16 protein-coding genes and 1 tRNA gene are annotated in these 23,905 nt (G+C 63.1%); 3 read left to right on the forward strand and 14 right to left on the reverse strand.

Annotated features, from left to right (window positions below):
- Nucleotides 1-195 precede the first annotated feature (195 nt).
- Nucleotides 196-1,440 carry an FAD-dependent oxidoreductase gene (locus tag ABID58_RS31055; protein WP_354036651.1) on the forward strand — a complete coding sequence of 415 codons (1,245 nt, stop codon included), beginning with the start codon at nt 196-198 and terminating at the stop codon, nt 1,438-1,440.
- On the opposite strand, the gene ABID58_RS31060 is transcribed toward ABID58_RS31055, so the two are convergent.
- The 12 genes from ABID58_RS31060 to ABID58_RS31115 form a co-directional block, all read right to left on the reverse strand.
- Nucleotides 1,362-3,380 carry an ABC transporter ATP-binding protein gene (locus ABID58_RS31060; RefSeq protein ID WP_354036652.1) on the reverse strand — a complete coding sequence of 673 codons (2,019 nt, stop codon included), beginning with the start codon at nt 3,378-3,380 and terminating at the stop codon, nt 1,362-1,364. The genes ABID58_RS31055 and ABID58_RS31060 overlap by 79 nt on opposite strands.
- Nucleotides 3,381-3,515: 135 nt before the next feature.
- Nucleotides 3,516-5,579 (reverse strand): FAD-dependent oxidoreductase, encoded by a 2,064-nt coding sequence (locus ABID58_RS31065; RefSeq protein WP_148750329.1) that lies wholly within the window; start codon nt 5,577-5,579, stop codon nt 3,516-3,518.
- A 192-nt stretch (nt 5,580-5,771) separates the two neighbouring features.
- The gene (rpoC, locus tag ABID58_RS31070; protein ID WP_148750328.1) at nt 5,772-9,968 is read right to left on the reverse strand and encodes a DNA-directed RNA polymerase subunit beta'; all 4,197 of its coding nucleotides are present in this window, start codon (nt 9,966-9,968) and stop codon (nt 5,772-5,774) included.
- A gap of 129 nt (nt 9,969-10,097) precedes the next feature.
- Nucleotides 10,098-14,216, reverse strand: coding sequence for a DNA-directed RNA polymerase subunit beta (gene rpoB, locus ABID58_RS31075; protein WP_148750327.1), 4,119 nt, complete (start codon nt 14,214-14,216; stop codon nt 10,098-10,100).
- 472 nt (nt 14,217-14,688) lie between these two features.
- Entirely contained in the window at nt 14,689-15,060 is a 372-nt protein-coding gene (rplL, locus tag ABID58_RS31080) for a 50S ribosomal protein L7/L12 (RefSeq protein WP_148750326.1), read from the reverse strand.
- Nucleotides 15,061-15,114: 54 nt separating this feature from the next.
- Nucleotides 15,115-15,633 carry a 50S ribosomal protein L10 gene (rplJ, locus tag ABID58_RS31085; protein WP_148750325.1) on the reverse strand — a complete coding sequence of 173 codons (519 nt, stop codon included), beginning with the start codon at nt 15,631-15,633 and terminating at the stop codon, nt 15,115-15,117.
- A gap of 580 nt (nt 15,634-16,213) precedes the next feature.
- Nucleotides 16,214-17,167: a 2-hydroxyacid dehydrogenase gene (locus ABID58_RS31090; RefSeq protein WP_354036653.1), complete on the reverse strand. Its 954-nt coding sequence runs from the start codon at nt 17,165-17,167 to the stop codon at nt 16,214-16,216.
- 90 nt (nt 17,168-17,257) lie between these two features.
- A complete protein-coding gene (gene rplA, locus ABID58_RS31095) occupies nt 17,258-17,950 on the reverse strand; it encodes a 50S ribosomal protein L1 (RefSeq protein WP_014494487.1) in 693 nt (230 codons plus the stop codon).
- Nucleotides 17,951-17,956: 6 nt separating this feature from the next.
- Nucleotides 17,957-18,385 (reverse strand): 50S ribosomal protein L11, encoded by a 429-nt coding sequence (gene rplK / locus ABID58_RS31100; RefSeq protein WP_007602986.1) that lies wholly within the window; start codon nt 18,383-18,385, stop codon nt 17,957-17,959.
- A gap of 132 nt (nt 18,386-18,517) precedes the next feature.
- Nucleotides 18,518-19,078, reverse strand: a complete 561-nt coding sequence (gene nusG / locus ABID58_RS31105; RefSeq protein WP_129268045.1) for a transcription termination/antitermination protein NusG — start codon at nt 19,076-19,078, stop codon at nt 18,518-18,520.
- A complete protein-coding gene (gene secE, locus ABID58_RS31110; protein ID WP_007611620.1) occupies nt 19,078-19,269 on the reverse strand; it encodes a preprotein translocase subunit SecE in 192 nt (63 codons plus the stop codon). The genes nusG and secE overlap by 1 nt, the downstream gene beginning before the upstream one ends.
- Nucleotides 19,270-19,596: 327 nt before the next feature.
- Nucleotides 19,597-19,672: transfer RNA gene (locus tag ABID58_RS31115), tRNA-Trp, on the reverse strand.
- 162 nt (nt 19,673-19,834) lie between these two features.
- Between ABID58_RS31115 and ABID58_RS31120 the strand changes: the two genes are divergently transcribed.
- Complete coding sequence (locus ABID58_RS31120) at nt 19,835-21,058, forward strand: serine hydrolase domain-containing protein (RefSeq protein ID WP_354036654.1); 1,224 nt, start codon at nt 19,835-19,837, stop codon at nt 21,056-21,058.
- Between the two features lie 179 nt (nt 21,059-21,237).
- Here ABID58_RS31120 and ABID58_RS31125 read toward each other — a convergent pair whose 3' ends face one another.
- The gene (locus tag ABID58_RS31125) at nt 21,238-22,005 is read right to left on the reverse strand and encodes an SDR family NAD(P)-dependent oxidoreductase (RefSeq protein WP_148750322.1); all 768 of its coding nucleotides are present in this window, start codon (nt 22,003-22,005) and stop codon (nt 21,238-21,240) included.
- An 85-nt stretch (nt 22,006-22,090) separates the two neighbouring features.
- Complete coding sequence (locus tag ABID58_RS31130) at nt 22,091-22,789, reverse strand: histidine phosphatase family protein (protein WP_354036655.1); 699 nt, start codon at nt 22,787-22,789, stop codon at nt 22,091-22,093.
- 134 nt (nt 22,790-22,923) lie between these two features.
- Here ABID58_RS31130 and ABID58_RS31135 point away from each other — a divergent pair, with 134 nt between their 5' ends.
- Nucleotides 22,924-23,709, forward strand: coding sequence for an SDR family NAD(P)-dependent oxidoreductase (locus ABID58_RS31135; RefSeq protein ID WP_354036657.1), 786 nt, complete (start codon nt 22,924-22,926; stop codon nt 23,707-23,709).
- Nucleotides 23,710-23,905: the final 196 nt, after the last annotated feature.

The raw sequence follows: 23,905 nt of genomic DNA on the forward strand, positions 1-23,905 counted from the left end.
AGAAAGCGCTTATCGCGCCTGTAGAAAAAGCCTGTTCGCCTTCTTCCCCACGCCTCCCCCGATATGGGGTCGAAGTGCCGGTTCCGCCAGCCCGACGGCAAATTATACCCGGGAGAAATATACTTTTATGACCCGCGCTAAGGCTTTTTTTCCTCTTGATGCGTCAATCTGCCCTCTTCGGCAGAGACAAACGCCATGCGGTACACCGACATTACCATCATCGGCGGGGGACTTGCCGGCTCGACCGTCGCCGCGATGCTCGGGCGCGCCGGCATTTCGGCGGTGCTGATCGACCCGCATGAGACCTATCCGGCCGACTTTCGCGTCGAAAAACTCAGCGGTCACGGTCAGGTCGAGCGATTCCAGCGGACGGGAATCGCCGACTCAGTGCTGCGCCAGGCAACCTTCTCCAGCGAGAACTGGATCGCACGGTTCGGGCATCTCCTCGACAAGGCGCCGAGCCGGCAGTTCAACATCCTCTACGATTCCCTGGTCAACGCGATTCGCGACGAGATTCCCGAAACCGTCGAGCGAATCTGGACCAAAGCGGTGTCGGTCGAGACCAGCCCGGAACGGCAGAGAATCTCGCTCGCCAATGCCGAGACGATCTCGGCCCGCCTGGTCGTGCTCGCCAACGGCCTGAATGTCGGCCTGCGCCACCAGCTCGGCATCGCGCGAAACATCATCAGCGCCTGCCATTCGATCTCGATCGGGTTCGACGTGGTGCCGGCCGGGCGGAATTCGTTCGACTTCCCGGCGCTGACCTATTTCTCGGAGCGGCCGAATGACCGTATCCCCTACATCACGCTGTTTCCGATCGGCCCGCGGATGCGCGCCAATCTGTTCGTGTACCGTGGCTTCGACGATCCCTGGCTGCGCGATCTGCGCCGCGCGCCGGCCGCAACGCTGGACGCCGCCTTGCCGCGGCTCAAGCGCATCACCGGCGCCTTCGACATTCAAGGCGAGCCGAAGATCCGCCCGGTCGATCTCTATGTGAACGATGCCAGCCATCAGCCCGGCGTGGTGCTGGTGGGCGACGCCTTCGCCACCTCCTGCCCGGTCGCGGGTACCGGTTGCGACAAGGTGTTCACCGACGTCGAGCGGCTCTGCAACGTCCACATCCCGCAATGGCTGGCGTCCGACGGGATGGATGCGGACAAGATCGCCGCCTTCTACGCCGACCCGGTCAAGCGGGCCTGTGATGAATGGTCGGCGGCGAAAGCCTTCGACTTCCGCTCGGTGTCGATTGCAACGAGCCCGTACTGGACCGCGCAGCGCTGGGCCCGCTTCATGGCGTGGTCGAGCCAGGGACTACTGCGGCGGCTGGGAGGGGCGTTCCATCTGGAGCCGAACTTCCTCGGTCATTCCTCCTCGTCGTCCTCGTCCTCATCATCCTCGTCGAGGTCGTCCTCGTCATCGTCGCTGTCGTCGTCGGCTTGAGCCGCCGCGCTATGCGGCTGATGGGTCTGGTCGTTCCACAGCTTGCGGTAGGTGCCGTTCCTGGCGAGCAGCTCGGCATGGGAACCGCGCTCGATCGCCCTGCCTCCTGAAATCACGATGATCTCGTCCATCTCGACCACCGAGGAGAGGCGGTGAGTAGACCAGATCATGGTGCGGCCCTTGGCGACCTTCAGCAATGTGCGGTTGATTGCGGCCTCCGTGGTCTGGTCGAGCGCCGAGGTGGCTTCGTCGAGCAGCAGCACCGAGGGATTGCGGATGATGGCGCGCGCGATCGCGATGCGCTGGCGCTGGCCGCCCGACAGCGTGTCGCCGCGCTCGCCGACCGGGGTCTCGTAGCGCTGCGGCAGGCTCATGATGTAGCGGTGGATCTCGGCCTTCTTGGCGGCGTCCTCCACCTCCTCGTCGGTCGCGCCTTCCTTGCCGAGCCGGATGTTCTCCCGGATCGACATGTTGAACAGCATGTTCTCCTGGAACACCACGGCCATGCTCCGGCGCAGCGAATTCAGCGTCACCTTGCGCACGTCGACACCGTCGATGGTGACCCGCCCCTCGTCCGGCACGTAAAGCCGCAGGATCAGATTGAGCAGCGTGCTCTTGCCGGATCCGGAAGGACCGACGATGGCGATGCTCTTGCCGACGTTGAGCTTCAGGCTGAGATTGTCCAGCACCGGCGTCTGGCCGCCCTCGTACTGGAACGTCACGTGGTCGAAGGTGATGTCGTGGGTGATGCGCGGCAGATCGGGCGCGCCGGGACGATCGGCGCCGCGTGTGGGCTCGTCCAGCAGCTCCTGGATGTGGCGGATCGCGGCGGCCGAGGAGATCGACACCGGGATGAAGTGCATCACATGGGCGATGTTGTAGGAGACTTCCCAGAACGCGCTCTCGAAGGTGACGAAGGTGCCGATGGTGATCTGGCCCTTGGTCGCCAGATACGCGCCGATCGCGAGCACGACGAGGTGTAGCAGCAGCACCGAGATGGTGACGGTCCGTTCCACCATGGTCGACAGGAACGCAGCGGACGCAATCCTGTTGCGGGTCTCGTCGTTGCGGAAGCTGAAGAAGCCGAACATCCTGCGTTGCAGGCTGAAAGCCTTGATCACCGCTTGCGCCGCCACGTTCTCCTGCACCATTCCGAGCAGCGCGCTTTCGTTGAGCTTCTGCTCGTAATTGGCCTGCACCGCTTTCGGGGTGAGCATGCGCGGCCCGATCAGCGTGATCGGGAACACCAGCAGCGCGACCACGGCGAGCTGCCAGTTCAAGAAGAACATCAGGATGATGCCGGCGATCAACTCCAGGAACGGCAGCGCCGCGCTGTTGGCGAAGGTCTTGACCGAGCCCTCGAAGGCAGCCTGGTCGACGGAGAAGCGCGACAGGATCTCGCCGCGCTTGGTGCGGCCGAAATAGGCCGCCGGCAGGTCCTGGACGTGCTCGAACAGGCGCTTGCGGACGTCGGAGATGATGCAGGCGGCCAGCCGCGCGTCCCAGCGCTCGTACCAGACCGCGACGATCGAGGTGAAGATGCCGGCGACCGCGAGCACGCCGAGGATCTTGTACAGCGCCTGGAAATCCTCCTCGCCGAGCGCGTCGTCGATCAGGAACTTCAGACTGAGCGGCATGATGACGTTGAACAGCGTCTCGACCAGAACGCCGAACGCTACATAGCCCAGGATGCGCTTGTAATTGGACAGGAACGGCTTGACGAAGCCCAGGATGGTCGCGAGCGCGCCGGCGGCTTCGCGGGCGGTAAAGACGACGAGGTCCTCGTCATCCTCGTCGTCGAGCCCAAGCTCGTCGTCGTTCTCGTCTTCGTTGTCGTCTTCCAGCTCCGGCTCGTGACCGGTGTCGAGCTTGTCCTCGAGCTCGGCCGCCTCTTGTGCGGCGAGCTTCTGTTTGTCGGGAGAGAGAGGCTTGGACGCCATGAAACCAACCGATGCTGACGGCCGGCATGACCGCAGAGAAAGCAGGGAAATAGCGGAGCGCCGCTACTGCCACCGATTCTATGCGATCAGGATGAATTCAGCAAAACAATTGGCGAATCCATCCGCCCTGTGATGCTAGTCGTCGTTGTCTTCGTCCTCGACCTTGTCGAAGAAGGAATAACGCAAGGAGTCGGCGTCGGCATACCACTGCCCCGGCCCCTTGTTGGCGGCAAGCGTCGCCGACCAGAGCGCGTCGGTGCAGTCCTTGCGGTGCATCGACAGATCGAAGCCGTTGCCGAAGAACAGTTCGGACCATTCCCACCAGGTGCCGAGCTTCTTGACCCCGCGCAGCAGGTCGTAGCGGTCGATCACGACTGAGGCCATGTCCGAGGTGATCGAGCCGAACACGAGGCCGGTCTTGACCACGCGGTTCAACTCGCGGATCGCGCGGACCACCTGCTTCGGGGCAACGTGGCAGAGACTGGTCTCGAACACGTAGTCGAACGCGCCGTCCTTGAACGGCATGTCCAGGATCGATCCCAGCTTGTTGTACTTCTTCAGCGCCTTCGGCGTCTTGGCATGAATGGCGCGGTTGTTCTCGATGCCCCAGGCGTCGATGCCTCGCTCGCGCAGCGCGCCGACCAGCTCGCCGCTGGCGGAGCCCGCGACCAGGAGTTTTGCGCCCTTCGCTGTGCCCCAGACGATGCTGATCAGCTCTGCAAGGTAGTCGGGATCGGTGAACTGCCGCCACGCTTCGCTATAAGGGCCGACGCCGCGATAGTTCTCGAAATAATCGCGGTCGATCTTGTCCGAGACTGGCTTGCTATCCTGGGCATGCTCGCGGCGCAGCCGCATCATCTCGGTCAGGATGATGTCGGTCGCCGCGTCCGATGAGTCGAGCAGGCCGTTCAGCGTGGAGTCGAACAGATAATCGCCGACCACGACGATGCCGGGATGATCCTTCGGCTCGGGCCGGTGATTGGTCATGACGTCGCGCACGGGCAGACCGCCCGGGATCGCGTTCACGGACGACAGCCAGCGGTGGATCTTGCCTTCCATGAAATAAGCACGCGCATCGCCGAGCGAAGCCGGCAGCGATTTCAGCGCGGCGTCGATCAGCTCCTGATCCGACAGATTGGCGAACGCCAGCGCATCGGAACCCGGAATGAGCCAGTTCAGGACGCCGTGCTTGCCGACGTCGTGGCGCGCGCCTTCATTGTAGACGCAGCAGCCGCCGAAGGCTTCCGACATGAACCAGGCGCCGGGAATCTTGTCTCCCCAGAACGGGGAATCGAACAGGATCGAGACGCGCAGGTAATGCGCGGGACGGTCGAAATAGGAGACGTGCTTGACCATCGACTTGCGCAGTTGCTCGCCTTCCCAGCCGACAGTGGAGAGCCAGGAATGCGGCAGGCAGACCACCACAAGATCGAAGTCGCGCGTCTCCGGTCCCTTCCCGTTCATCATCTTGAGCTGATAGCGGCCGGTCGTCGCCTTGCCGACGGTAAGCACGCGGTGATTGAGCTGGATGTCGGCGTTGACCTCCGACTGCAGGCATTCGATCAGCTGCTCGTTGCCGTTCTGGATGGAATAGAGGCCGATATAGCCGTCGACATCCATCAGATAGTTCTTGAGTGCGTTGAGGCCGTTGGTGTTGTGGCTTTCGGTCGCGAGATCGGAGCGCGCCATCACCTTGAAGAAGCGCTTTGCGATCTCGTCCTCGACCTCCTCGTCGAGCACCTGCTCGGCGGTCTTGTAGGCCCAGGGGTTCTCGTTGTCGTGCGCGCCGACGCCCTCGTAATATTCGATCGGCGACATCGCGTCGGCACAGCGCTTGCGAAACGACTCGATCGCAGCCGCAGTCTTGGCGCCGTATTTGCGGCGCATGCCGGCGACGTCATTGAGCAGCTCGCCGCCGAACTGCACCTGCTCGGCATCCATCGGAATGGTCTGCAGGCCGAAATGCTGGATAAGCTCGCGCAGCGGATCGGGACCCGTCATCGAGTAATCGTAGATCTCGGCGACGCCGGCCTCGTACATCGCCGGCGCGGAATCGAATTTGCGCGTGACGATCTTGCCGCCGAGCCGGTCGGAGGCTTCATAGATGGTGATGCGGCAGAGGTCGCCGAGCTTACGCTTCAGGTACCAGGCGCTCATCAGCCCGCCGGGGCCGCCGCCTACGATTGCGAGATCAAGCATGTCAGTTCCGTGGTCTCCGGCCTTGCCCCCGTCACGGGACCACCGGTCTAAGCTCCCCTAGCAGAAGCGCTTTTCTGACTGAAGGAAAGATGAACAAAGGTTGATCCTGCACCGCAACAGGCAAACAAAGCAGCAAAAAGGCCGGCTTTCGCCGGCCCTTTCATTGTCCTCGGTATTCCTACGGATGAACCATCATTCCGCGGGCGGCAGCGCAGGAAGCTCTGCTTCCGGTGCGGGCGACACGACGGCCGCCTGCTTCTCGCGCTCGTCCAGGATCATCTTGTCGCGCTTCACGGCGACTTCGCGGATCTTGGCCATGGAGGCGCCGGTGCCCGCCGGGATCAGCCGGCCGACGATGACGTTCTCCTTGAGGCCTTCGAGCGGATCGACCTTGCCGTTGACCGCCGCTTCCGTGAGGACGCGGGTGGTCTCCTGGAACGAGGCCGCCGAGAAGAACGAACGGGTCTGGAGGCTCGCCTTGGTGATGCCGAGCAGAACCGGCGTCCCCGTGGCGATCTTCTTGCCCTCTTCCTTGGCCTTCTCGTTCAGCGCGTCGAACTCGATCTTGTCGACCTGCTCGCCGGAGATCATGTCCGTGTCGCCCTGGTCGGTGACTTCCACCTTCTGGAGCATCTGACGGACAATCACCTCGATGTGCTTGTCGTTGATGAGCACGCCCTGGAGCCGGTAGACCTCCTGGATCTCGTTGACCAGATAGGCCGCGAGCTCCTCGATGCCCTTGACCGCAAGGATGTCATGCGGTGCCGGGTTGCCTTCCACGATGAAGTCGCCCTTTTCGACGACGTCGCCGTCCTGAAGGTGGATGTGCTTGCCCTTCGGGATCAGGTATTCGCGTGCCTCGTCGGTCTTGTCCATCGGCTCGATCGAGATGCGACGCTTGTTCTTGTAGTCGCGCCCGAACCGGATGGTGCCCGCGATTTCGGCGATGATCGCCGCATCCTTCGGACGCCGTGCCTCGAACAATTCCGCCACCCGCGGCAGACCGCCGGTGATGTCACGCGTCTTGGCGCTTTCGGTCGAGACACGGGCGAGGATGTCGCCCGTCTGAACCTTGGCACCGACGTCGACCGACAGAATGCCGTCGACCGACAGCATGTAGCGGGCATCGCCGCCACGGGCGAGCTTGAGCACCTTGCCGTCCTTGCCCTTGACCACGATGGCCGGACGCAGGTCCGCGCCGCCGCGGGTCGAGCGCCAGTCGATGACCACGCGCTTGGCGATACCGGTGGCCTCGTCCAGCGTTTCCGTGATCGACTGCCCTTCGACCAGATCCTCGAAGCCGATGGTTCCTTCGACTTCAGTGAGCAGCGGACGGGTGTAGGGATCCCACTCGACGATACGCTGGCCACGCTTGACCGTATCGCCCTCGTCGATGTGCAGGCGCGCACCGTACTGGATACGGTGCGTCGCACGCTCGGTGCCATCGGCATCGACGATCGCCACCACCATGTTGCGCACCATTGCGACCAGGTGACCTTCGCTGTTGCGGGCGATGGCCTTGTTCCTGATCACGATCTTGCCGTCGAAATTGGCTTCGACGAAGGACTGCTCGTTGAGCTGCGCCGCACCACCGATGTGGAAGGTGCGCATGGTGAGCTGGGTGCCCGGCTCGCCGATCGACTGCGCCGCGATGACGCCGACCGCTTCACCGTGGTTGACCGGCGTGCCGCGGGCGAGGTCGCGGCCGTAGCACTTGCCGCAGATGCCGTTGACGAGTTCGCAGGTCAGCGCGGAGCGGATCTTCACCTCCTGCACGCCACCCTGCTGGATGGCGTCCAGATGGCTCTCTTCCATCAGCGTATCGCGCTTGATGATCACCTTGCCGGAGCTGTCACGGATGTCTTCGCAGGCCGTGCGTCCGAGGATGCGCGAACCGAGCGAAGCGACCACGGTGCCGGCATCGACGATGGCGCGCATCTTGATGCCGAGCTTGGTGCCGCAATCGGACTGCGTGATGATGCAGTCCTGCGCGACGTCGACCAGACGACGGGTCAGGTAACCCGAGTTCGCAGTCTTCAACGCGGTGTCCGCGAGGCCCTTACGGGCGCCGTGGGTCGAGTTGAAGTACTCGAGAACCGAGAGGCCTTCCTTGAAGTTCGAGATGATCGGCGTCTCGATGATCTCACCCGACGGCTTGGCCATCAGGCCGCGCATGCCGGCGAGCTGGCGCATCTGGGCCGGCGAGCCGCGGGCGCCGGAATGAGCCATCATGTAGATCGAGTTGATGTCGGCATCGGCTCCGCTCGCCGTCTTCTTGGTGGAGGAGATCTCCTTCATCATCGCCTTGGCGATTTCTTCCGTGGCCTTCGACCAGGCGTCGACGACCTTGTTGTACTTCTCGCCGTGCGTGATCAGGCCGTCGTTGTACTGCTGCTCGAAATCCTTCGCCAGCGTACGGGTGGTGTCGACGATCTTCCACTTGGAGTGCGGCACGACCATGTCGTCCTTGCCGAACGAGATGCCGGCCTTGAACGCATTGTAGAAGCCGAGCGCCATGATGCGATCGCAGAAGATCACAGTCTCCTTCTGGCCGCAGTGACGGTAGACCTGGTCGATGACGCCCGAGATCTCGCGCTTGGTCATCAGCTTGTTGATGATCTCGTACGAAATCCGCGGGTTCCTCGGCAGCAGATTGCCCAGCATGACGCGGCCGGCGGTGGTCTCGATCCAGCGCTTGGAGATCTTGCCGGTCTCGTCCATGCCTTCCCACCGATACTTGATCTTGGTGTGGAGGTGGATGACCTTCGCGTGCAGGGCGTGCTCGAGCTCGGCCATGTCGCCGAACAGCTTGCCCTCGCCGGGCAGGCCTTCGCGCATGATCGAGACGTAGTAGAGACCGAGCACGATGTCCTGCGACGGCACGATGATCGGCTGGCCGTTCGCCGGATGCAGGATGTTGTTGGTCGACATCATCAGCACGCGCGCTTCCAGCTGCGCTTCAAGCGACAGCGGAACGTGCACGGCCATCTGGTCGCCGTCGAAGTCGGCGTTGAACGCGGAGCAGACCAGCGGATGAAGCTGGATCGCCTTGCCCTCGATCAGCACCGGCTCGAACGCCTGGATGCCCAGGCGATGCAGCGTCGGCGCGCGGTTGAGCAACACCGGATGCTCGCGGATCACCTCGTCCAGGATGTCCCAGACCTCGGGCCGCTCCTTCTCGACCAGCTTCTTCGCCTGCTTCACCGTGGTGGACAGGCCCTTGGCGTCAAGCCGCGAATAGATGAACGGCTTGAACAGCTCGAGCGCCATCTTCTTCGGCAGGCCGCACTGATGCAGGCGCAGCTCGGGACCGACCACGATCACCGAACGGCCCGAATAGTCGACGCGCTTGCCGAGCAGGTTCTGGCGGAAACGGCCCTGCTTGCCCTTCAGCATGTCGGCGAGCGACTTCAGCGGGCGCTTGTTGGCACCCGTGATGACGCGGCCGCGGCGGCCGTTGTCGAACAGCGCATCGACCGCTTCCTGAAGCATGCGCTTCTCGTTGCGGATGATGATGTCGGGCGCGCGCAGCTCCATCAGCCGCTTCAAGCGGTTGTTGCGGTTGATGACGCGGCGGTAGAGGTCGTTGAGGTCCGAGGTCGCGAAGCGGCCGCCGTCCAGCGGCACCAGCGGACGCAGGTCCGGCGGGATCACCGGAACGACAGTCAGGATCATCCATTCCGGCTTGTTGCCGGAGTGGCGGAAGGCCTCGACGATCTTCAGGCGCTTGGCGAGCTTCTTGTGCTTGATGTCGGAGTCGGTCTCGTGCATCTCCGCGCGCAGGGTCAGCTCGAGCTTCTCGAGGTCCATGCCCTTGAGCAGCTCGCGGATCGCTTCCGCGCCGATCATGGCGGTGAAGGAATCCTGGCCGTACTCGTCCTGCGCCTTCAGATACTCGTCTTCCGACAGCAGCTGACGGTCCTTCAGCGCGGTGAGGCCCGGCTCAAGCACGACGTAATATTCGAAGTAGAGGATTCGCTCGAGATCCTTCAGCGTCATGTCGAGCAGCAGGCCGATGCGCGACGGCAGCGACTTCAGGAACCAGATGTGGGCGACGGGAGCTGCGAGCTCGATATGGCCCATGCGCTCGCGCCGGACGCGCGACAGCGTGACCTCGACCGAGCACTTCTCGCAGATGATGCCCTTGTACTTCATGCGCTTGTACTTGCCGCACAAGCACTCGTAATCCTTGATCGGCCCGAAGATGCGCGCGCAGAACAAGCCGTCGCGCTCGGGCTTGAAGGTACGGTAGTTGATGGTCTCCGGCTTCTTGATCTCGCCGTAGGACCAGGACAGAATCTTCTCCGGGGACGCGATCGAGATGCGGATCTGGTCGAAGACCTGAGCCGGCGTCGTCGGGTTAAAGAGATTCATAATTTCTTGGTTCATCGTCTTCTCCTCGCGTGCCGGTCGCCTCCGGCCGCAAATTCGAAAATCACTCGAGCGGGGCGCCCTGCCCTCAAGGCATCGGGAGGGGCGCCAATGCCCGGCCGCGAAGGCCGGGCATGAAAGGTCGTATTACTCGGCTGCTTCCGACGTCGACGCCGGTCCCACCTTGGAATTGTGCAGGTCGACGTTGAGGCCGAGCGAGCGCATTTCCTTGACCAGCACGTTGAACGATTCCGGAATACCGGCCTCGAAGGTGTCGTCGCCACGCACGATCGCCTCGTACACCTTGGTACGGCCGGCGACGTCGTCCGACTTCACGGTCAGCATTTCCTGGAGCGTGTAGGCCGCGCCGTAAGCCTCGAGCGCCCACACCTCCATTTCGCCGAAGCGCTGGCCACCGAACTGCGCCTTGCCGCCCAGCGGCTGCTGGGTAACGAGCGAGTACGGACCGATCGAACGCGCATGGATCTTGTCGTCGACGAGATGGTGCAGCTTGAGCATGTAGATGTAGCCCACCGTCACCTTGCGATCGAAGGCATCGCCGGTGCGGCCGTCATAGACGGTCGACTGACCCGAAGCGTCGAGACCGGCAAGCTTCAGCATCTCCTCGATGTCGGCTTCCTTGGCACCGTCGAACACCGGCGTCGCGATCGGCACGCCGCGGCTGAGGTTATGGCCGAGTTCAAGCAGCTCGTTGTCGTTGAGCGTCTTGATCGTCTCGTCCTCGCCGTAGACCTTCTTCAAGGTATCCTTCAGCGGCTTGATGTCCTGCTTCGACAGGTAGGCATCGACCGTCTGGCCGATACGCTTGCCGAGGCCGGCGCAGGCCCAGCCGAGATGCGTCTCGAGGATCTGTCCGACGTTCATGCGCGAAGGCACGCCGAGCGGATTGAGCACGATGTCGGCATGCGTACCGTCCTCGAGGAACGGCATGTCCTCGATCGGCACGATCTTCGACACCACGCCCTTGTTGCCGTGGCGGCCGGCCATCTTGTCGCCGGGCTGGATCTTGCGCTTCACCGCGACGAAGACCTTGACCATCTTCATCACGCCGGGCGGCAATTCGTCACCGCGCTGGAGCTTCTCGACCTTGTCGAGGAAGCGCTGTTCAAGCCCCTTCTTCGACTCGTCGTACTGCTTCCGCATGGCCTCGATCTCGGCCATCAGCTTGTCGTTCGGCGAAGCGAACAGCCACCACTGCGACTTCGGGTACTCCTCGAGCACCGCGCGGGTGATCTTGGTGTCCTTCTTGAAGCCCTTCGGGCCCGCAATGCCCTGCCGTCCCTCGAGGAGCTCGGCAAGACGGTTGTAGACGTTGCGGTCCAGGATCGCCTGCTCGTCGTCGCGGTCCTTGGCCAGACGCTCGATCTCTTCCCGCTCGATCGCCAGCGCACGCTCGTCCTTGTCGACGCCGTGACGGTTGAACACGCGGACTTCCACGATCGTGCCCTGCACGCCCGGGGGAACGCGCAGCGAGGTGTCGCGAACGTCGGAGGCCTTTTCACCGAAGATGGCGCGCAGAAGCTTTTCTTCCGGCGTCATCGGGCTCTCGCCCTTCGGGGTGATCTTGCCGACCAGGATGTCGCCGGCGCGCACTTCCGCACCGATGTAGACGATACCGGCTTCGTCGAGGTTCTTCAGCGCTTCTTCCGAAACGTTCGGAATGTCGCGGGTGATTTCCTCAGGCCCGAGCTTGGTGTCACGGGCCATCACCTCGAATTCTTCGATATGAATTGAGGTAAACACGTCTTCCTTCACGATCCGCTCGGAGAGCAGGATCGAGTCTTCGAAGTTGTAGCCGTTCCACGGCATGAACGCGACGAGCACGTTACGGCCGAGCGCGAGCTCGCCGAGATCGGTCGACGGACCGTCAGCGATGATGTCGCCCTTCTTGACGATGTCGCCCACCTTCACCAGCGGACGCTGGTTGATGCAGGTCGACTGGTTGGAGCGCTGGTACTTCATCAGCCGGTAGATATCGACGCCCGACTTGGTCGGATCGAGATCTTCGGTGGCGCGGATAACGACGCGGGTCGCGTCGATCTGGTCGATCACGCCCGAACGGCGCGCCGCGATCGCAGCACCCGAGTCACGCGCAACCACGCCTTCCATGCCGGTGCCGACGAACGGCGCCTCGGCGCGAACCAGCGGCACCGCCTGGCGCTGCATGTTCGAGCCCATCAGCGCGCGGTTGGCGTCGTCGTTCTCGAGGAACGGGATCAGGGCTGCGGCGACCGAAACGAGCTGCTTCGGCGACACGTCCATGTAGTCGACCTTGTCCGGCGTCACCGGCAAGACTTCGCCGGCGTGACGGCAGACCACGAGGTCTTCGGTGAAGCGGCCCTTCGGGTCGAGCGGCACGTTGGCCTGCGCGACGGTGTAGCGGCCCTCTTCCATCGCGGAGAGGTACACGACCTCGTCGGTGACTCGGCCGTCCTTCACCTTGCGATAAGGCGTTTCGACGAAGCCGTACTTGTTCACGCGCGCGAAGGTGGCGAGCGAGTTGATCAGACCGATGTTCGGACCTTCCGGCGTCTCGATCGGGCAGATGCGGCCGTAATGCGTCGGATGCACGTCGCGCACCTCGAAGCCGGCGCGCTCGCGGGTCAGACCGCCCGGTCCAAGTGCCGACAGGCGGCGCTTGTGGGTGATCTCCGACAGCGGGTTGGTCTGGTCCATGAACTGCGAGAGCTGCGAGGAGCCGAAGAACTCGCGCACGGCGGCAGCCGCCGGCTTCGCGTTGATCAGGTCCTGCGGCATGACCGTGTCGATGTCGACCGAGGACATGCGCTCCTTGATCGCGCGCTCCATGCGCAGGAGGCCGATGCGATACTGGTTCTCCATGAGCTCGCCGACCGAACGCACACGGCGGTTGCCGAGATGGTCAATGTCGTCGATCTCGCCCTTGCCGTCGCGCAGATCCACCAGAGTCTTGATGACGGAAAGGATGTCTTCCTTGCGCAGCGTGCGCTGGGTGTCGGGCGCATCGAGATCGAGGCGCATGTTCATCTTGACGCGGCCGACCGCGGAGAGGTCGTAACGCTCTGAGTCGAAGAACAGCGACTGGAACATCGCCTGCGCCGAATCCAGCGTCGGCGGCTCGCCCGGACGCATCACGCGGTAGATGTCGAACAGCGCGTCTTCACGCGTCATGTTCTTGTCGGCCGAGAGCGTGTTGCGGATGTAGGCGCCGACATTGACGTGGTCGATGTCGAGCAGCGGCAGTTCCTTGTAGCCGTGCTCGTTGAGGGCCTTCATCGACTTGTCGGTGATTTCCTCGCCGGCTTCGGCGTGGATCTCACCCGTCTTCGGGTTGACGAGGTCCTCGGCGAGGTAGTTGCCGACGAGCTCCTCATCCGACAGGCGCAACGCCTTCAGTCCCTTCTCCTGCATCTGACGCGCACCGCGGACGGTGAGCTTCTTGCCGGCCTCGAGCACGACCTTGCCGGTGTCGGCGTCGATCAGGTCGTTGATGGTCGAGTAACCGCGGAAACGGTTGGCGTCGAACGGAACGCGCCAGCCTTCCTTGGTCCGCTTGTAGAGGATCTTCTTGTAGAACGTGGACAGGATCGCCTCGCCGTCGAGGCCGAGGGCGAACATCAGCGACGTCACCGGAATCTTGCGGCGACGGTCGATACGCGCATAGACGATGTCCTTGGCGTCGAACTCGATGTCGAGCCAGGAGCCGCGATACGGGATCACGCGGGCGGCGAACAGCAGCTTGCCCGAAGAATGGGTCTTGCCCTTGTCGTGGTCGAAGAACACGCCCGGCGAACGGTGCATCTGCGAGACGATGACGCGCTCGGTGCCGTTCACGATGAAGGTGCCGTTCATCGTCATGAGCGGAATGTCGCCCATGTAGACGTCCTGCTCCTTGATGTCCTTGACCGACTTCGCACCGGTTTCCTCGTCGATATCGAACACGATGAGGCGCAGCGTCACCTTGAGGGGAGCCGCGAAGGTCATGCCGCGCTGGCGGCACTCGTCGACGTCGTATTTGGGTTGCTCGAACTCGTAACGGACGAACTCCAGCATCGAGGTGCCCGAGAAGTCCGAGATCGGGAACACCGAGCGGAATACGGCCTGCAGGCCCTCGTCAAGGCGACCGCCCGCGGGTTCATCGACCATCAGGAACTGGTCATAGGACGCCTTCTGAACCTCGATGAGGTTCGGCATCTCGGCGACTTCCTTGATGTGTCCGAAGAACTTGCGAACGCGTTTGCGACCGGTGAATGTCTGCTGCGCCATCGTGGCCTCTCATTTCGTCGCCCGCTCTGGGCGCGCCGTCCAGGACTCGGCTGCCGCCGCTCCCCGGGTTGAATTTTTCGAACCCGTTTTGGGGACCGAAAATCCAGTTTCAGGCCGTCATGTCCTGAATCTGTTCTTCAGACCTTCAAAACGCAAAACGACGCGCGGGGCGCATAGGCACGCCCGCCCGTCTCAACGATCGTCTTCACGGACTGCAAAAGCCCGAAATAGCGTGCTCTCCCAACGGCTTACAGGGAAATCCGGCACCCTGCCCACCGCGCTTTCGTGCTGCCGACCCGATATGGGGCGACAATAGTGGAGATTCGAGGGGTATACCCTCAAATCCCCACACATTTTCGTGTTCGGCCTGCGTCGGGACGATCCGTCGCACGCCTTTTGCATCAGGCCCACCCTTTTGAGGGACGGACCAAGGTCCCGAGCCTTGGCCCGGGACCCCGCCAGTAAGCGTCGCTTACTTGAGCTCGACCTTCGCGCCAGCCTTCTCGAGCTGGACCTTGAGCTTCTCGGCCTCGTCCTTGTTCACGCCTTCCTTGACAGGCTTCGGCGCGCCCTCGACGAGGTCCTTTGCTTCCTTCAGGCCCAGGCCGGTGATGGCGCGGACTTCCTTGATGACCTCGATCTTCTTCTCGCCGGCGGCGGCCAGAACGACCGTAAACTCGGTCTTCTCTTCCGCCGGAGCGGCGGCAGCAGCGGCGGGACCGGCAACGGCCACTGCCGCAGCGGCGGACACGCCCCACTTTTCTTCGAGGAGCTTCGCGAGTTCGGCAGCTTCGAGCACGGTGAGGCTCGAGAGGTCGTCAACGATCTTCTGCAAGTCAGCCATTGTTCAGTTTCCTTGAATGTAAGTCTGGTTCGGGTTTGAGTTTTGCGAAGGGCGTCAGGCCGCTTCGCTCTTTGAGGCATGAGCCTGGATGACGCGCGCGAGCTTGCCCGCGGGCGCGTTGGCGAGCTGTGCGATCTTGGTCGCCGGGGCCACAAGCAGGCCGACGATCTTTGCGCGCAGTTCGTCAAGCGACGGCAGCGAGGCAAGCGCCTTCACGCCGTCGACATTCAGGACGGTCTTTCCCATCGAGCCGCCGATGATGACGAACTTTTCGTTCGTCTTGGCGAATTCGATGGCGACCTTTGGCGCCGCTACCGGATCGTCCGAAGTGGCGATCACGGTCGGTCCCTTCAGCATGGGGCCGATGGCAACGACATCAGTGCCTTCAAGAGCAATTTTGGCGAGACGGTTCTTCGAGACCTTCACCGAGGCGCCAGCCTGCTTCATCTGCGTCCGCAGCTTCTGCATCTGGGCAACGGTCAGGCCGGAATATTGGGCAACGACCGCGACGCTCGTGGCCTTGAAGACCCCATTGAGCTGTTCGACCGCTTCCTTTTTTGCCGCTCGTTCCACAGCAAGCTCTTTCCGGTTGGCGGTCATCGCGAAAGCGGGACCGCCGGGTTGCACCCATCGTCCCACCCAAAACCTGAACCTCAGGGTCAAAACCCATCGGACACGCGCCGGGCGAGACGACAATTCAAAGCCTGCCCTCCGGGAGCTGGTGAGAGCCCACGGCGTGTCGAGGTCCGAACCAAACTCCTTCCGCGACCACCCTAAGGTGGGATGCGAAGCGAAATCCGGTCTTCACCCGTCTATGCAGGCCATGCGATTAAGCCATTGAGAAATCGAAATTTCCCGCAGGCGCCTGCAGTCTTGGACAGGACAAGGCCAGCCGGCGAACCGCCTGACCTCTGCCCGCACCCCACCAACCGATGGATTTTCCTTCCTTTTTGGGCAAATCCTTGCGGACGTCCTGAAAAGGAATGATCTCCTGCGCGTCGGGTTTTCGGAATGCGTGCACAGACGCGCCAGCCAAGGCCGGCGCGTCCGGAAGCGGTTCTTTAACCGCTCTCTGCCCGCTTGCCAAGAGCAAAATTCACACCAGTTCCAATCCGTTGCCCACGGGGCTTGAGGCGGCCGGACAAGGGGCGATTCAGGCCGATTTGACCCCATAAGGCAGCGGCTTGCCCGCGAAGAACTCACTCAGGTTGGCCAGCGCGCAGTTCTGCATGGCGACGTGCGATTCGAGGGTGTGGCCGCCGATATGCGGGGCGAACACGACGTTTGGGAGCGCGGTCAGGGCGTCGGGGGCGTGCGGTTCCGTCTCGAAGACGTCGAGGCCGGCGCCAGCGATGGTCTTGTCGGCGAGCGCCGCGACCAGGGCCTTCTCGTCGATGACCGAGCCGCGGGAGATGTTGACGACATAGCCGTCCGCGCCGAGGCGCTTAAGGATGTCGGCGTCGACCACATGCTGGGTCTCGGCCCCTGCCCGGACAGCGATCATCAGCACGCTGCACCAGTCGGAGAGCGCCTCGAGCGTCGGGAAATATTGATAGGGCAGATCGTATTTGCTGCGGCTGAAATAGCCGACCTCGCTCTCGAACGCGGCGCAGCGCGCCGCGATCTTGCGGCCGATCTCGCCCATGCCGTAGACGCCGATGCGGCGGCCGGGCATGCCGGCCTGCGGGCGCATCATCGGCGACTGTTTTGACCCAGCCCAATCACCGCTGCGAACATATTGGTCGGCGACCAGGATCCGCCGGGTCGTCGCTAGCATCAGGGTCATCGCGATGTCGGCGACCGATGCAGCATTGGCACCCGGGCTGTGGCCGACTGCGATCTCGCGCGCGGCAGCCGCCTTCAGGTCGACGCCGTCATAGCCGGTGCCGTAGCAGACGATGGCGCCGAGTTTTCGAAACAAGTCCATCGCCTCGGCGCCGAGCGGCGAGCCGCCAGCCGTCAACATCGCACGGATGCCGCCGATTTCTTCCGCCGAAAACACCTCCCGCGCGGGCTTGCCGCCGGTGTCGAGCAACTCGAATCGTTCGGCGAAGCGCACCATCATCGTCTTGGGAAAGCGCGAGTAGATCAGGACCTTGTCAGCCATTGTTGTTGTTTCCGGTGAGCGAAGTCGAAAACGGAAAGGGGCGGAATCGGTCGCCCGATTCCGCCCCTCGCCTCATGCAATTTCCAAACCTCAGCCGAGAATGGTACCCGGTTCGACCTTCACGCCCGGGCCCATCGTCGAGGACACCGCAACGCGCTGGATGTAGGTGCCCTTGGAGCCAGCCGGCTTCGCCTTCGAGACAGCATCGGCGAGAGCCTTGATGTTCTCGACCAGCTTCTCCTCGGAGAACGAGGCCTTGCCGACGCCGGCCTGCAGGATGCCGGCCTTCTCGACGCGGAACTCGACCGAGCCGCCCTTGGCACCCTTCACCGCACCGGTGACGTCCATGGTCACAGTGCCGATCTTCGGGTTCGGCATCAGGCCGCGCGGGCCGAGCACCTTACCGAGACGGCCGACCAGCGGCATCATGTCGGGGGTGGCGATACAGCGGTCGAAATCGATCGAGCCGTTCTGCACCTTCTCGACCAGGTCTTCGGCGCCGACGACGTCGGCACCTGCGGCCTTGGCTTCGTCAGCCTTGGCGCCACGGGCGAACACGCCGACGCGGAGCGTACGGCCGGTGCCGTTCGGCAGGGTCACGACGCCGCGGACCATCTGGTCGGCGTGACGCGGATCGACGCCGAGATTGATCGCGACCTCGATGGTCTCGTCGAACTTCGCCTTGGCGCGTTCCTTGACCATCTTGATGGCGTCCGCGAGCGGGTAAAGCTTTTCGCGGTCAACACCTTCGCGGGCTTTGTTCAAACGCTTTCCGATTGCCATAGCCGCTTACCCCGCCACTTCCAGACCCATCGAACGGGCAGAGCCCTCGACCATCTTCATGGCCGATTCGATCGAGTCGCAATTGAGATCCTTCATCTTCTTCTCGGCGATCTCGCGCACCTGCGCCTTGGTCACCGCGCCGGCCTTGTCACGGCCCGGAGCTTTCGAACCGGACTGAATCTTGGCGGCCTGCTTGAGGAAGAAGGACATCGGGGGGGTCTTCATCTCGAAGGTGAACGAACGATCGGCGTAGATCGTGATCACAACGGGAATCGGGGTGTTCTTCTCTTCCTTCTGGGTCTGGGCGTTGAACGCCTTGCAGAACTCCATGATGTTGAGACCACGCTGACCGAGCGCGGGACCGATCGGGGGCGAAGGATTCGCCGCACCGGCCGGGACCTGGAGCTTCAGGTATCCGGTCACTTTCTTTGCCATGTATCACTCCTGTTGTGCCGGCAACGCCGGCGGTTTCAGGTTCGTGGTCTGGGTCGGATGCGGCTGGCGACCGCCCTCTCCCTCCCACGGCCTCTCTTTGCGTGACGCCTTAGGGCGTCCCGCGTGACCCGATCAGACCTTCTCGACCTGACCGAATTCCAGCTCGACCGGCGTGGCGCGGCCGAAGATCGACACCGCGACCTTCACGCGCGAGCGCGCCTCGTCGATTTCCTCGACGACACCCGAGAACGAGGCGAATGGGCCATCGGCCACGCGCACGTTCTCGCCGATCTCGAACGACACCGACGCCTTCGGCCGTTCCACACCCTCCTGCACCTGGTGCAGGATGCGCATGGCCTCGGCCTCCGAGATCGGCATCGGCTTGTTCTCGGCGCCGAGGAAGCCCGTGACCTTCGGCGTGTTCTTGATCAGATGAAACGCCTCGTCGGTCAGCTTCATCTTCACCAGCACGTAGCCCGGGAAGAACTTGCGCTCGGCGTCGATCTTGCGGCCGCGGCGCACTTCCGTGACCTTCTCGGTCGGAACCAGCACCAGCTCGAACAGCTCCTCGAGCCCGCGCTGCTTGGCCTGCTCGCGGATCGATTCGGCGACCTTCTTCTCGAAGTTCGAATAGGCGTGGACGATGTACCAGCGCTTGTCGGTCGATTGGGTTGCAGCGGCTGCTGTTGCCATCAGTGAATGCCCAAAAGGAAGGTGATGAGGTAGCGGATGATCTGGTCGGCGGCGAAGAAGAAGATCGAGGCCACGGCGACCATCACGAACACCATGATGGTGGTGATCGTGGTCTCACGACGGGTCGGCCAGGTGACCTTGGCGGTCTCCGAGCGTACTTCCTGCAAGAACTTGAACGGGCTGACTGCCATCGTTTGAGACGCCAATAATGATTTCAGGGATCCGAACAGCCGCCTGTGGCCCAGCCCTCTGTCTCGAAGGATGAGCCGGAAAACCGGGCTCGATTGTTCGGGGGATTTCAAAGCCGCGCCGGAAATCCGCGTTTAACGGGCCGGCTGCGAGTGCCGGGTATCTACTGCGAATGAGGCCAAAGGTCAAGGTGTGACCGAGCCGGAATGCGCGCGAGCCCGGCTGACGGACGCGATGCGGATCAAGGGCTTATCCGCTCCCCATGATCCAGCGGCCGAGCCGTTGGCCCACCGCCGTCCTGCCTGTCGATCCTGATTGTCGGGATTAGCTGGCAGGAGTGGCAGGGCTCGAACCTGCGACCCCCGGTTTTGGAGACCGGTGCTCTACCAATTGAGCTACACTCCTACGGACCCTGCGTTGCCGCGGATCAGGCCGCTTTCAAGCACAGGGGACGGCTGGTTTGCAAGGACGGATTGCAAGGGTGAAGCGCGCTGGCTTCGCTTGTTTGTGCCGCGCCTTCTGGGCCAGAGTTCGTTCCCGATAATAACATTGCCCCCGGGAGTGAACATGACCGCGACAGCCGCCCCTCGCCCCTCGACCGCGCCGAAAACCCCGCCTCTTCCCGAGGCCAAGCCGGAAACGCTGGGCCTGTCGCGCCCTCGTCTCCAGGCGATGTCGGATGCGTTCAAGCGCGAGATCGACAAGGGAACCGTCCCCGGCGTGACCGTGCTGGTGGCCCGCCGCGGCCAGGTCGGCTGGTTCGAGGCGCTCGGCAAGCAGAGCCCGGCGGCTTCCGCGCCGATGGCGCTTGATTCGATTTTCCGGATCTTCTCGATGACCAAGCCGATTGTGTCGGTCGGCATCATGGCGCTGGTCGAGGACGGCCACCTTCTCCTCGGCGATCCCGTCGCGAAATTCATCCCCGAGTTTGCCGACCAGAAGGTCGGCGTCGTCAGCGGCGGCAGGCTGGAACTGGTTCCACCGAAGCGGCCGATGACGGTGCAGGACCTGCTCCGCCACACGTCTGGTTTGACGTATGAGCACCAGGGCGACGGCCCGGTGCACAAGCTCTACCAGGAGTCCCGCGTCCGCAGCCGCAAGATCACCAATGCCGAGCACGCAGCACTTGTGGCGAGCTTCCCGCTGGTCTGCCACCCCGGCGACGAGTTCAACTACAGCCGCTCCACCGACATCCTCGGCCGCATCATCGAAATCATCAGCGGCAAGTCCCTCGGCGCGTACCTCACCGAGCGCGTTCTCGCCCCCTTGCAGATGACCGAGACCGGATTCTCTACCTCTGAGGCCAATGCCAGCCGGCTCGCCCAGCCATTCGAAGCCGATCCCTGGACCGGCGACAAGGTCGCGCTGTTCAACATGCTCGAGCAGCCGATCATGGAGTCAGGCGGCGGCGGCCTCGTCTCGACCACGATGGACTATGCCCGCTTCGCGCTGATGCTGCGCAATGGCGGCACGCTCGACGGCGCCAGGATCATCGGGCGCAAGACGCTGGAGCTGATGGCGTCCGATCACCTCGGGCCGCACGTCGTGACCAACGGCACGCTGCTCTCGCCCGGCCACGGATTCGGTCTCGGCTTTGCGGTGCGCATGCAAGCCGGCATCGCACCCTTCCCCGGCAGCGTCGGCCAGTATTTCTGGAGCGGCATTGCCGGGACGTTCTTCTGGATCGATCCGAAAGAAGACCTGTTCACGGTGTTCATGAGCCAGGGCCCCGGCCAGCGCGATTTTACGCGCACACTGGTGCGGGATCTGGTGTACGCGGCGGTGGATTGAACTTGCGCCGGATCACCAATCTCGCTGTCATGCTCCGCGAAAGCGGGGCATCCAGTACTCCGCGGCAGGTGTGGTGAAGGCGAGCTCTCCAACGCCGGTCTCTGGGATACTGGATCGTCCGCCTTCGCGGACGATGACACCTGAGTTTAGCCGCAATGAGTGCCCTTCCCGCGAGGGAATCAACTAATCGTCGCGCCGCCGTCGATCACCATGGTCTGGCCGGTCATGAAGTCGCCGGCCGCGGATCCCAGGAACACCGCGGCGCCCGCGATCTCGTCGGGGATGCCGATGCGCAAGAGCGGCGAGCGCGCGGTCGAGGCTTTCAGGTTCTCCGGATTGTCCCACAGCGCCTTGGCAAAATCGGTCTTGATCAGGCCAGGCGCGATGCAGTTCACGCGGATGTTGTGCTTGCCGTATTCGCAAGCCAGGTTGCGTGCGAGCTGCATGTCCGCAGCCTTCGAGATCGCGTAAGCCCCGAGAATGGTCGAGCCCTTGAGGCCGCCGATCGAGGAGACGATGATGACCGAGCCGTCCTTGCGCTCGATCATCTGCGGCACCACCATCGAGATCAGCCAGTTGTTGGCGACGATGTTGTTGTCGAGAATTTTGCGGAACTGATCGTCGGAGATGCCGGCAAGCGGACCGTAATACGGGTTCGACGCGGCATTGCAGACCAGCACGTCGATCCTGCCGAAGGCGCGGTTGCTCTCGTCGACGAGGTTTTGCAGATTCTCCTTCGACGAGATGTTCGCGGCGATCGCGACCGCGGTGTCCTTGCCGAACTTGTCGTTGATGCCCTGGGCAACCTCATCGCAGACATCGGCCTTGCGCGAGGAGATCACGACCTTGGCGCCGTGCTCGGCCATACGCTCGGCAATCGCAAGCCCGATGCCGCGGGTCGATCCCGTGATGACGGCAACTTTGCCTTTCATGTCGAACAAGGTCATGTTTTTCTCCCACAGTATGATTTGATTTGCTTGAAGCTTACGCCGTGTCCCCGCGAACGGACAATGACGCAGGCAAGTTTGGGCCTCAGGCGAGCTTCTTGACTTCCGGTCCCGCCGGCTGATGCATCTCGGCATGCGCGTCGTCCGCGATCCACGGCTGCTGGTTCACCATCGGCAGCCGCCAGACCGAGCGCTCGGGGCTTGTGAAATAATCGAGCCGCGTGATCGAGCAATTGTCGATATCGAACGACAACGCCCTCTCAACCTCGCCATTGAGCGCGAGTCCCAGTGCGGCCTTGATTGTGCCGCCATGCGCGACCGCGATGATGTCCTGCCCGCCGGCCTCATTAGTGATCCGCTCGACGGTACGGCGCGTGCGGTTGTAGAGATCCATAAAACTTTCGCCGCCGGGCGCTGGCTCGTTGATGTCGGCAAACCAGCTCGAGCCGAGGGGACGGCTGGCAATGAACGCGGCGCGATTCATGCCCTGCCAGCGGCCGAGATTCTGCTCGGCGAGGTCCGCCTCCCACTTCATCGAAGCAGGCCGCGGATAGCCCGCCTCCCAGATCGCTTCGGCCGTTTGATGCGTGCGCATCAGATTGCTCGAATACCAGACCGCCTTGCGCGGCAGCACCTTGGCAACGGCGTTGAACACGTAGGTGTCGCTGGTGTCGCAGGCGAGATCGCTCTGTCCGTAGATGTTGCCGCCGTCATTGCGCACCGGCGCGTGACGGACCCACCACCAGCGTGTCGTGACCACATTCGGCTTGTCTGCGGTTGCCATTGAAGCCCTTCCATCCCGTGTAATGTCGCTGTACGTCAGTAGCGAACGTGTCTCAAGACACTTTACCGTTTGAAATTCTGTTTGAAATTCCGTCGCGCGGCAAGCGTCTCGCGGCACATCAAAGGGAGAAACGCATGGGCCGTCTGCAAGGCAAATCCGTCATCATCACCGGCGCCGGCAGCGGCATCGGCCGCGCGGCTGCGCTGCTCTTCACCAGGGAAGGCGCCAAGCTGATCGCGGTCGATCGCACCGAGGCGGTGAAGGAGACCGTCGACGAGGTGAGGAAGGCCGGCGGTGTCGCCGAAGCGATGATCGCCGATGCCGGCTCCGAGGCGGACGTCATCGCGGTAATCGACAAGGCAGTGAAGACGCACGGCCGGCTCGACGTGATCTGGGCCAATGCCGGCGTCTCCGGCGGGCTCGTCCCGCTCGGCGAGCAGACCGTCGAACAGTGGCAGGAGGTGCTGCGCGTCAATCTGATCGGACCATTCCTCGCGGTAAAGCATGCAATGCCGCACATGGTGAAGCAGCAGTCCGGCGCGATCGTGCTCACCGCATCGGTCGCCGGCCTCAAGGCCGGCGCGAGCGGGCATCCCTATGCGGCAAGCAAGGCCGGCGTGATCTCGCTGGTGCAGACCACCGCCTATTCGCTCACCGGCACCGGCGTGCGCATCAACGCGGTGTGCCCGGGCCTGATCGAGACGGGCATGACCAAGCCGATCTTCGACCGCGCTAGGGAGCGCGGCACTGCCGACAAGATCGGCCAGCTCAACCCCTTGAAGCGCCCCGGCCAGCCGCACGAGCTCGCCGCGATGGGATTGTTTCTGGCCAGCGACGAGGCGTCGTATGTGAACGGCCAGGCGTTTCCGGTGGATGGCGGCCTCACGGCGTCGATGCCGTATGCGGGCAAGCCGGTTTAGCGCGGACACTCCCGTGTCCCGGACGCGCTGCAGCGTTCTTACGCTGCTGCGCAGAGCCGGGACCCAGGAAGCGACACAGTGCGCTGCTGCATGGGCCCCGGCTCTGCAGCGCACCGCTGAAGGAGCGCTGCGCAGCCTCCGGGGCACGAGCCCGTCTTTGAAATATCAACATAAGTTCGCATCCTCGCGGCTCATC

Origin of the sequence: Bradyrhizobium sp. S3.2.6, from assembly GCF_040546885.1 — a bacterium.
GTDB lineage: Bacteria > Pseudomonadota > Alphaproteobacteria > Rhizobiales > Xanthobacteraceae > Bradyrhizobium > Bradyrhizobium cytisi.

Excerpts from the sequence above, each read along its gene's own strand:
- ABID58_RS31055 (WP_354036651.1), top strand. The coding sequence starts at position 196 with ATGCGGTACACCGACATTACCATCATCGGCGGGGGACTTGCCGGCTCG.
- ABID58_RS31060 (WP_354036652.1), bottom strand. The coding sequence starts at position 3,380 with ATGGCGTCCAAGCCTCTCTCTCCCGACAAACAGAAGCTCGCCGCACAA.
- ABID58_RS31065 (WP_148750329.1), bottom strand. The coding sequence starts at position 5,579 with ATGCTTGATCTCGCAATCGTAGGCGGCGGCCCCGGCGGGCTGATGAGC.
- rpoC (WP_148750328.1), bottom strand. The coding sequence starts at position 9,968 with ATGAACCAAGAAATTATGAATCTCTTTAACCCGACGACGCCGGCTCAG.
- rpoB (WP_148750327.1), bottom strand. The coding sequence starts at position 14,216 with ATGGCGCAGCAGACATTCACCGGTCGCAAACGCGTTCGCAAGTTCTTC.
- rplL (WP_148750326.1), bottom strand. The coding sequence starts at position 15,060 with ATGGCTGACTTGCAGAAGATCGTTGACGACCTCTCGAGCCTCACCGTG.
- ABID58_RS31090 (WP_354036653.1), bottom strand. The coding sequence starts at position 17,167 with ATGGCTGACAAGGTCCTGATCTACTCGCGCTTTCCCAAGACGATGATG.
- rplA (WP_014494487.1), bottom strand. The coding sequence starts at position 17,950 with ATGGCAATCGGAAAGCGTTTGAACAAAGCCCGCGAAGGTGTTGACCGC.
- rplK (WP_007602986.1), bottom strand. The coding sequence starts at position 18,385 with ATGGCAAAGAAAGTGACCGGATACCTGAAGCTCCAGGTCCCGGCCGGT.
- nusG (WP_129268045.1), bottom strand. The coding sequence starts at position 19,078 with ATGGCAACAGCAGCCGCTGCAACCCAATCGACCGACAAGCGCTGGTAC.
- secE (WP_007611620.1), bottom strand. The coding sequence starts at position 19,269 with ATGGCAGTCAGCCCGTTCAAGTTCTTGCAGGAAGTACGCTCGGAGACC.
- ABID58_RS31120 (WP_354036654.1), top strand. The coding sequence starts at position 19,835 with ATGACCGCGACAGCCGCCCCTCGCCCCTCGACCGCGCCGAAAACCCCG.
- ABID58_RS31125 (WP_148750322.1), bottom strand. The coding sequence starts at position 22,005 with ATGACCTTGTTCGACATGAAAGGCAAAGTTGCCGTCATCACGGGATCG.
- ABID58_RS31130 (WP_354036655.1), bottom strand. The coding sequence starts at position 22,789 with ATGGCAACCGCAGACAAGCCGAATGTGGTCACGACACGCTGGTGGTGG.
- ABID58_RS31135 (WP_354036657.1), top strand. The coding sequence starts at position 22,924 with ATGGGCCGTCTGCAAGGCAAATCCGTCATCATCACCGGCGCCGGCAGC.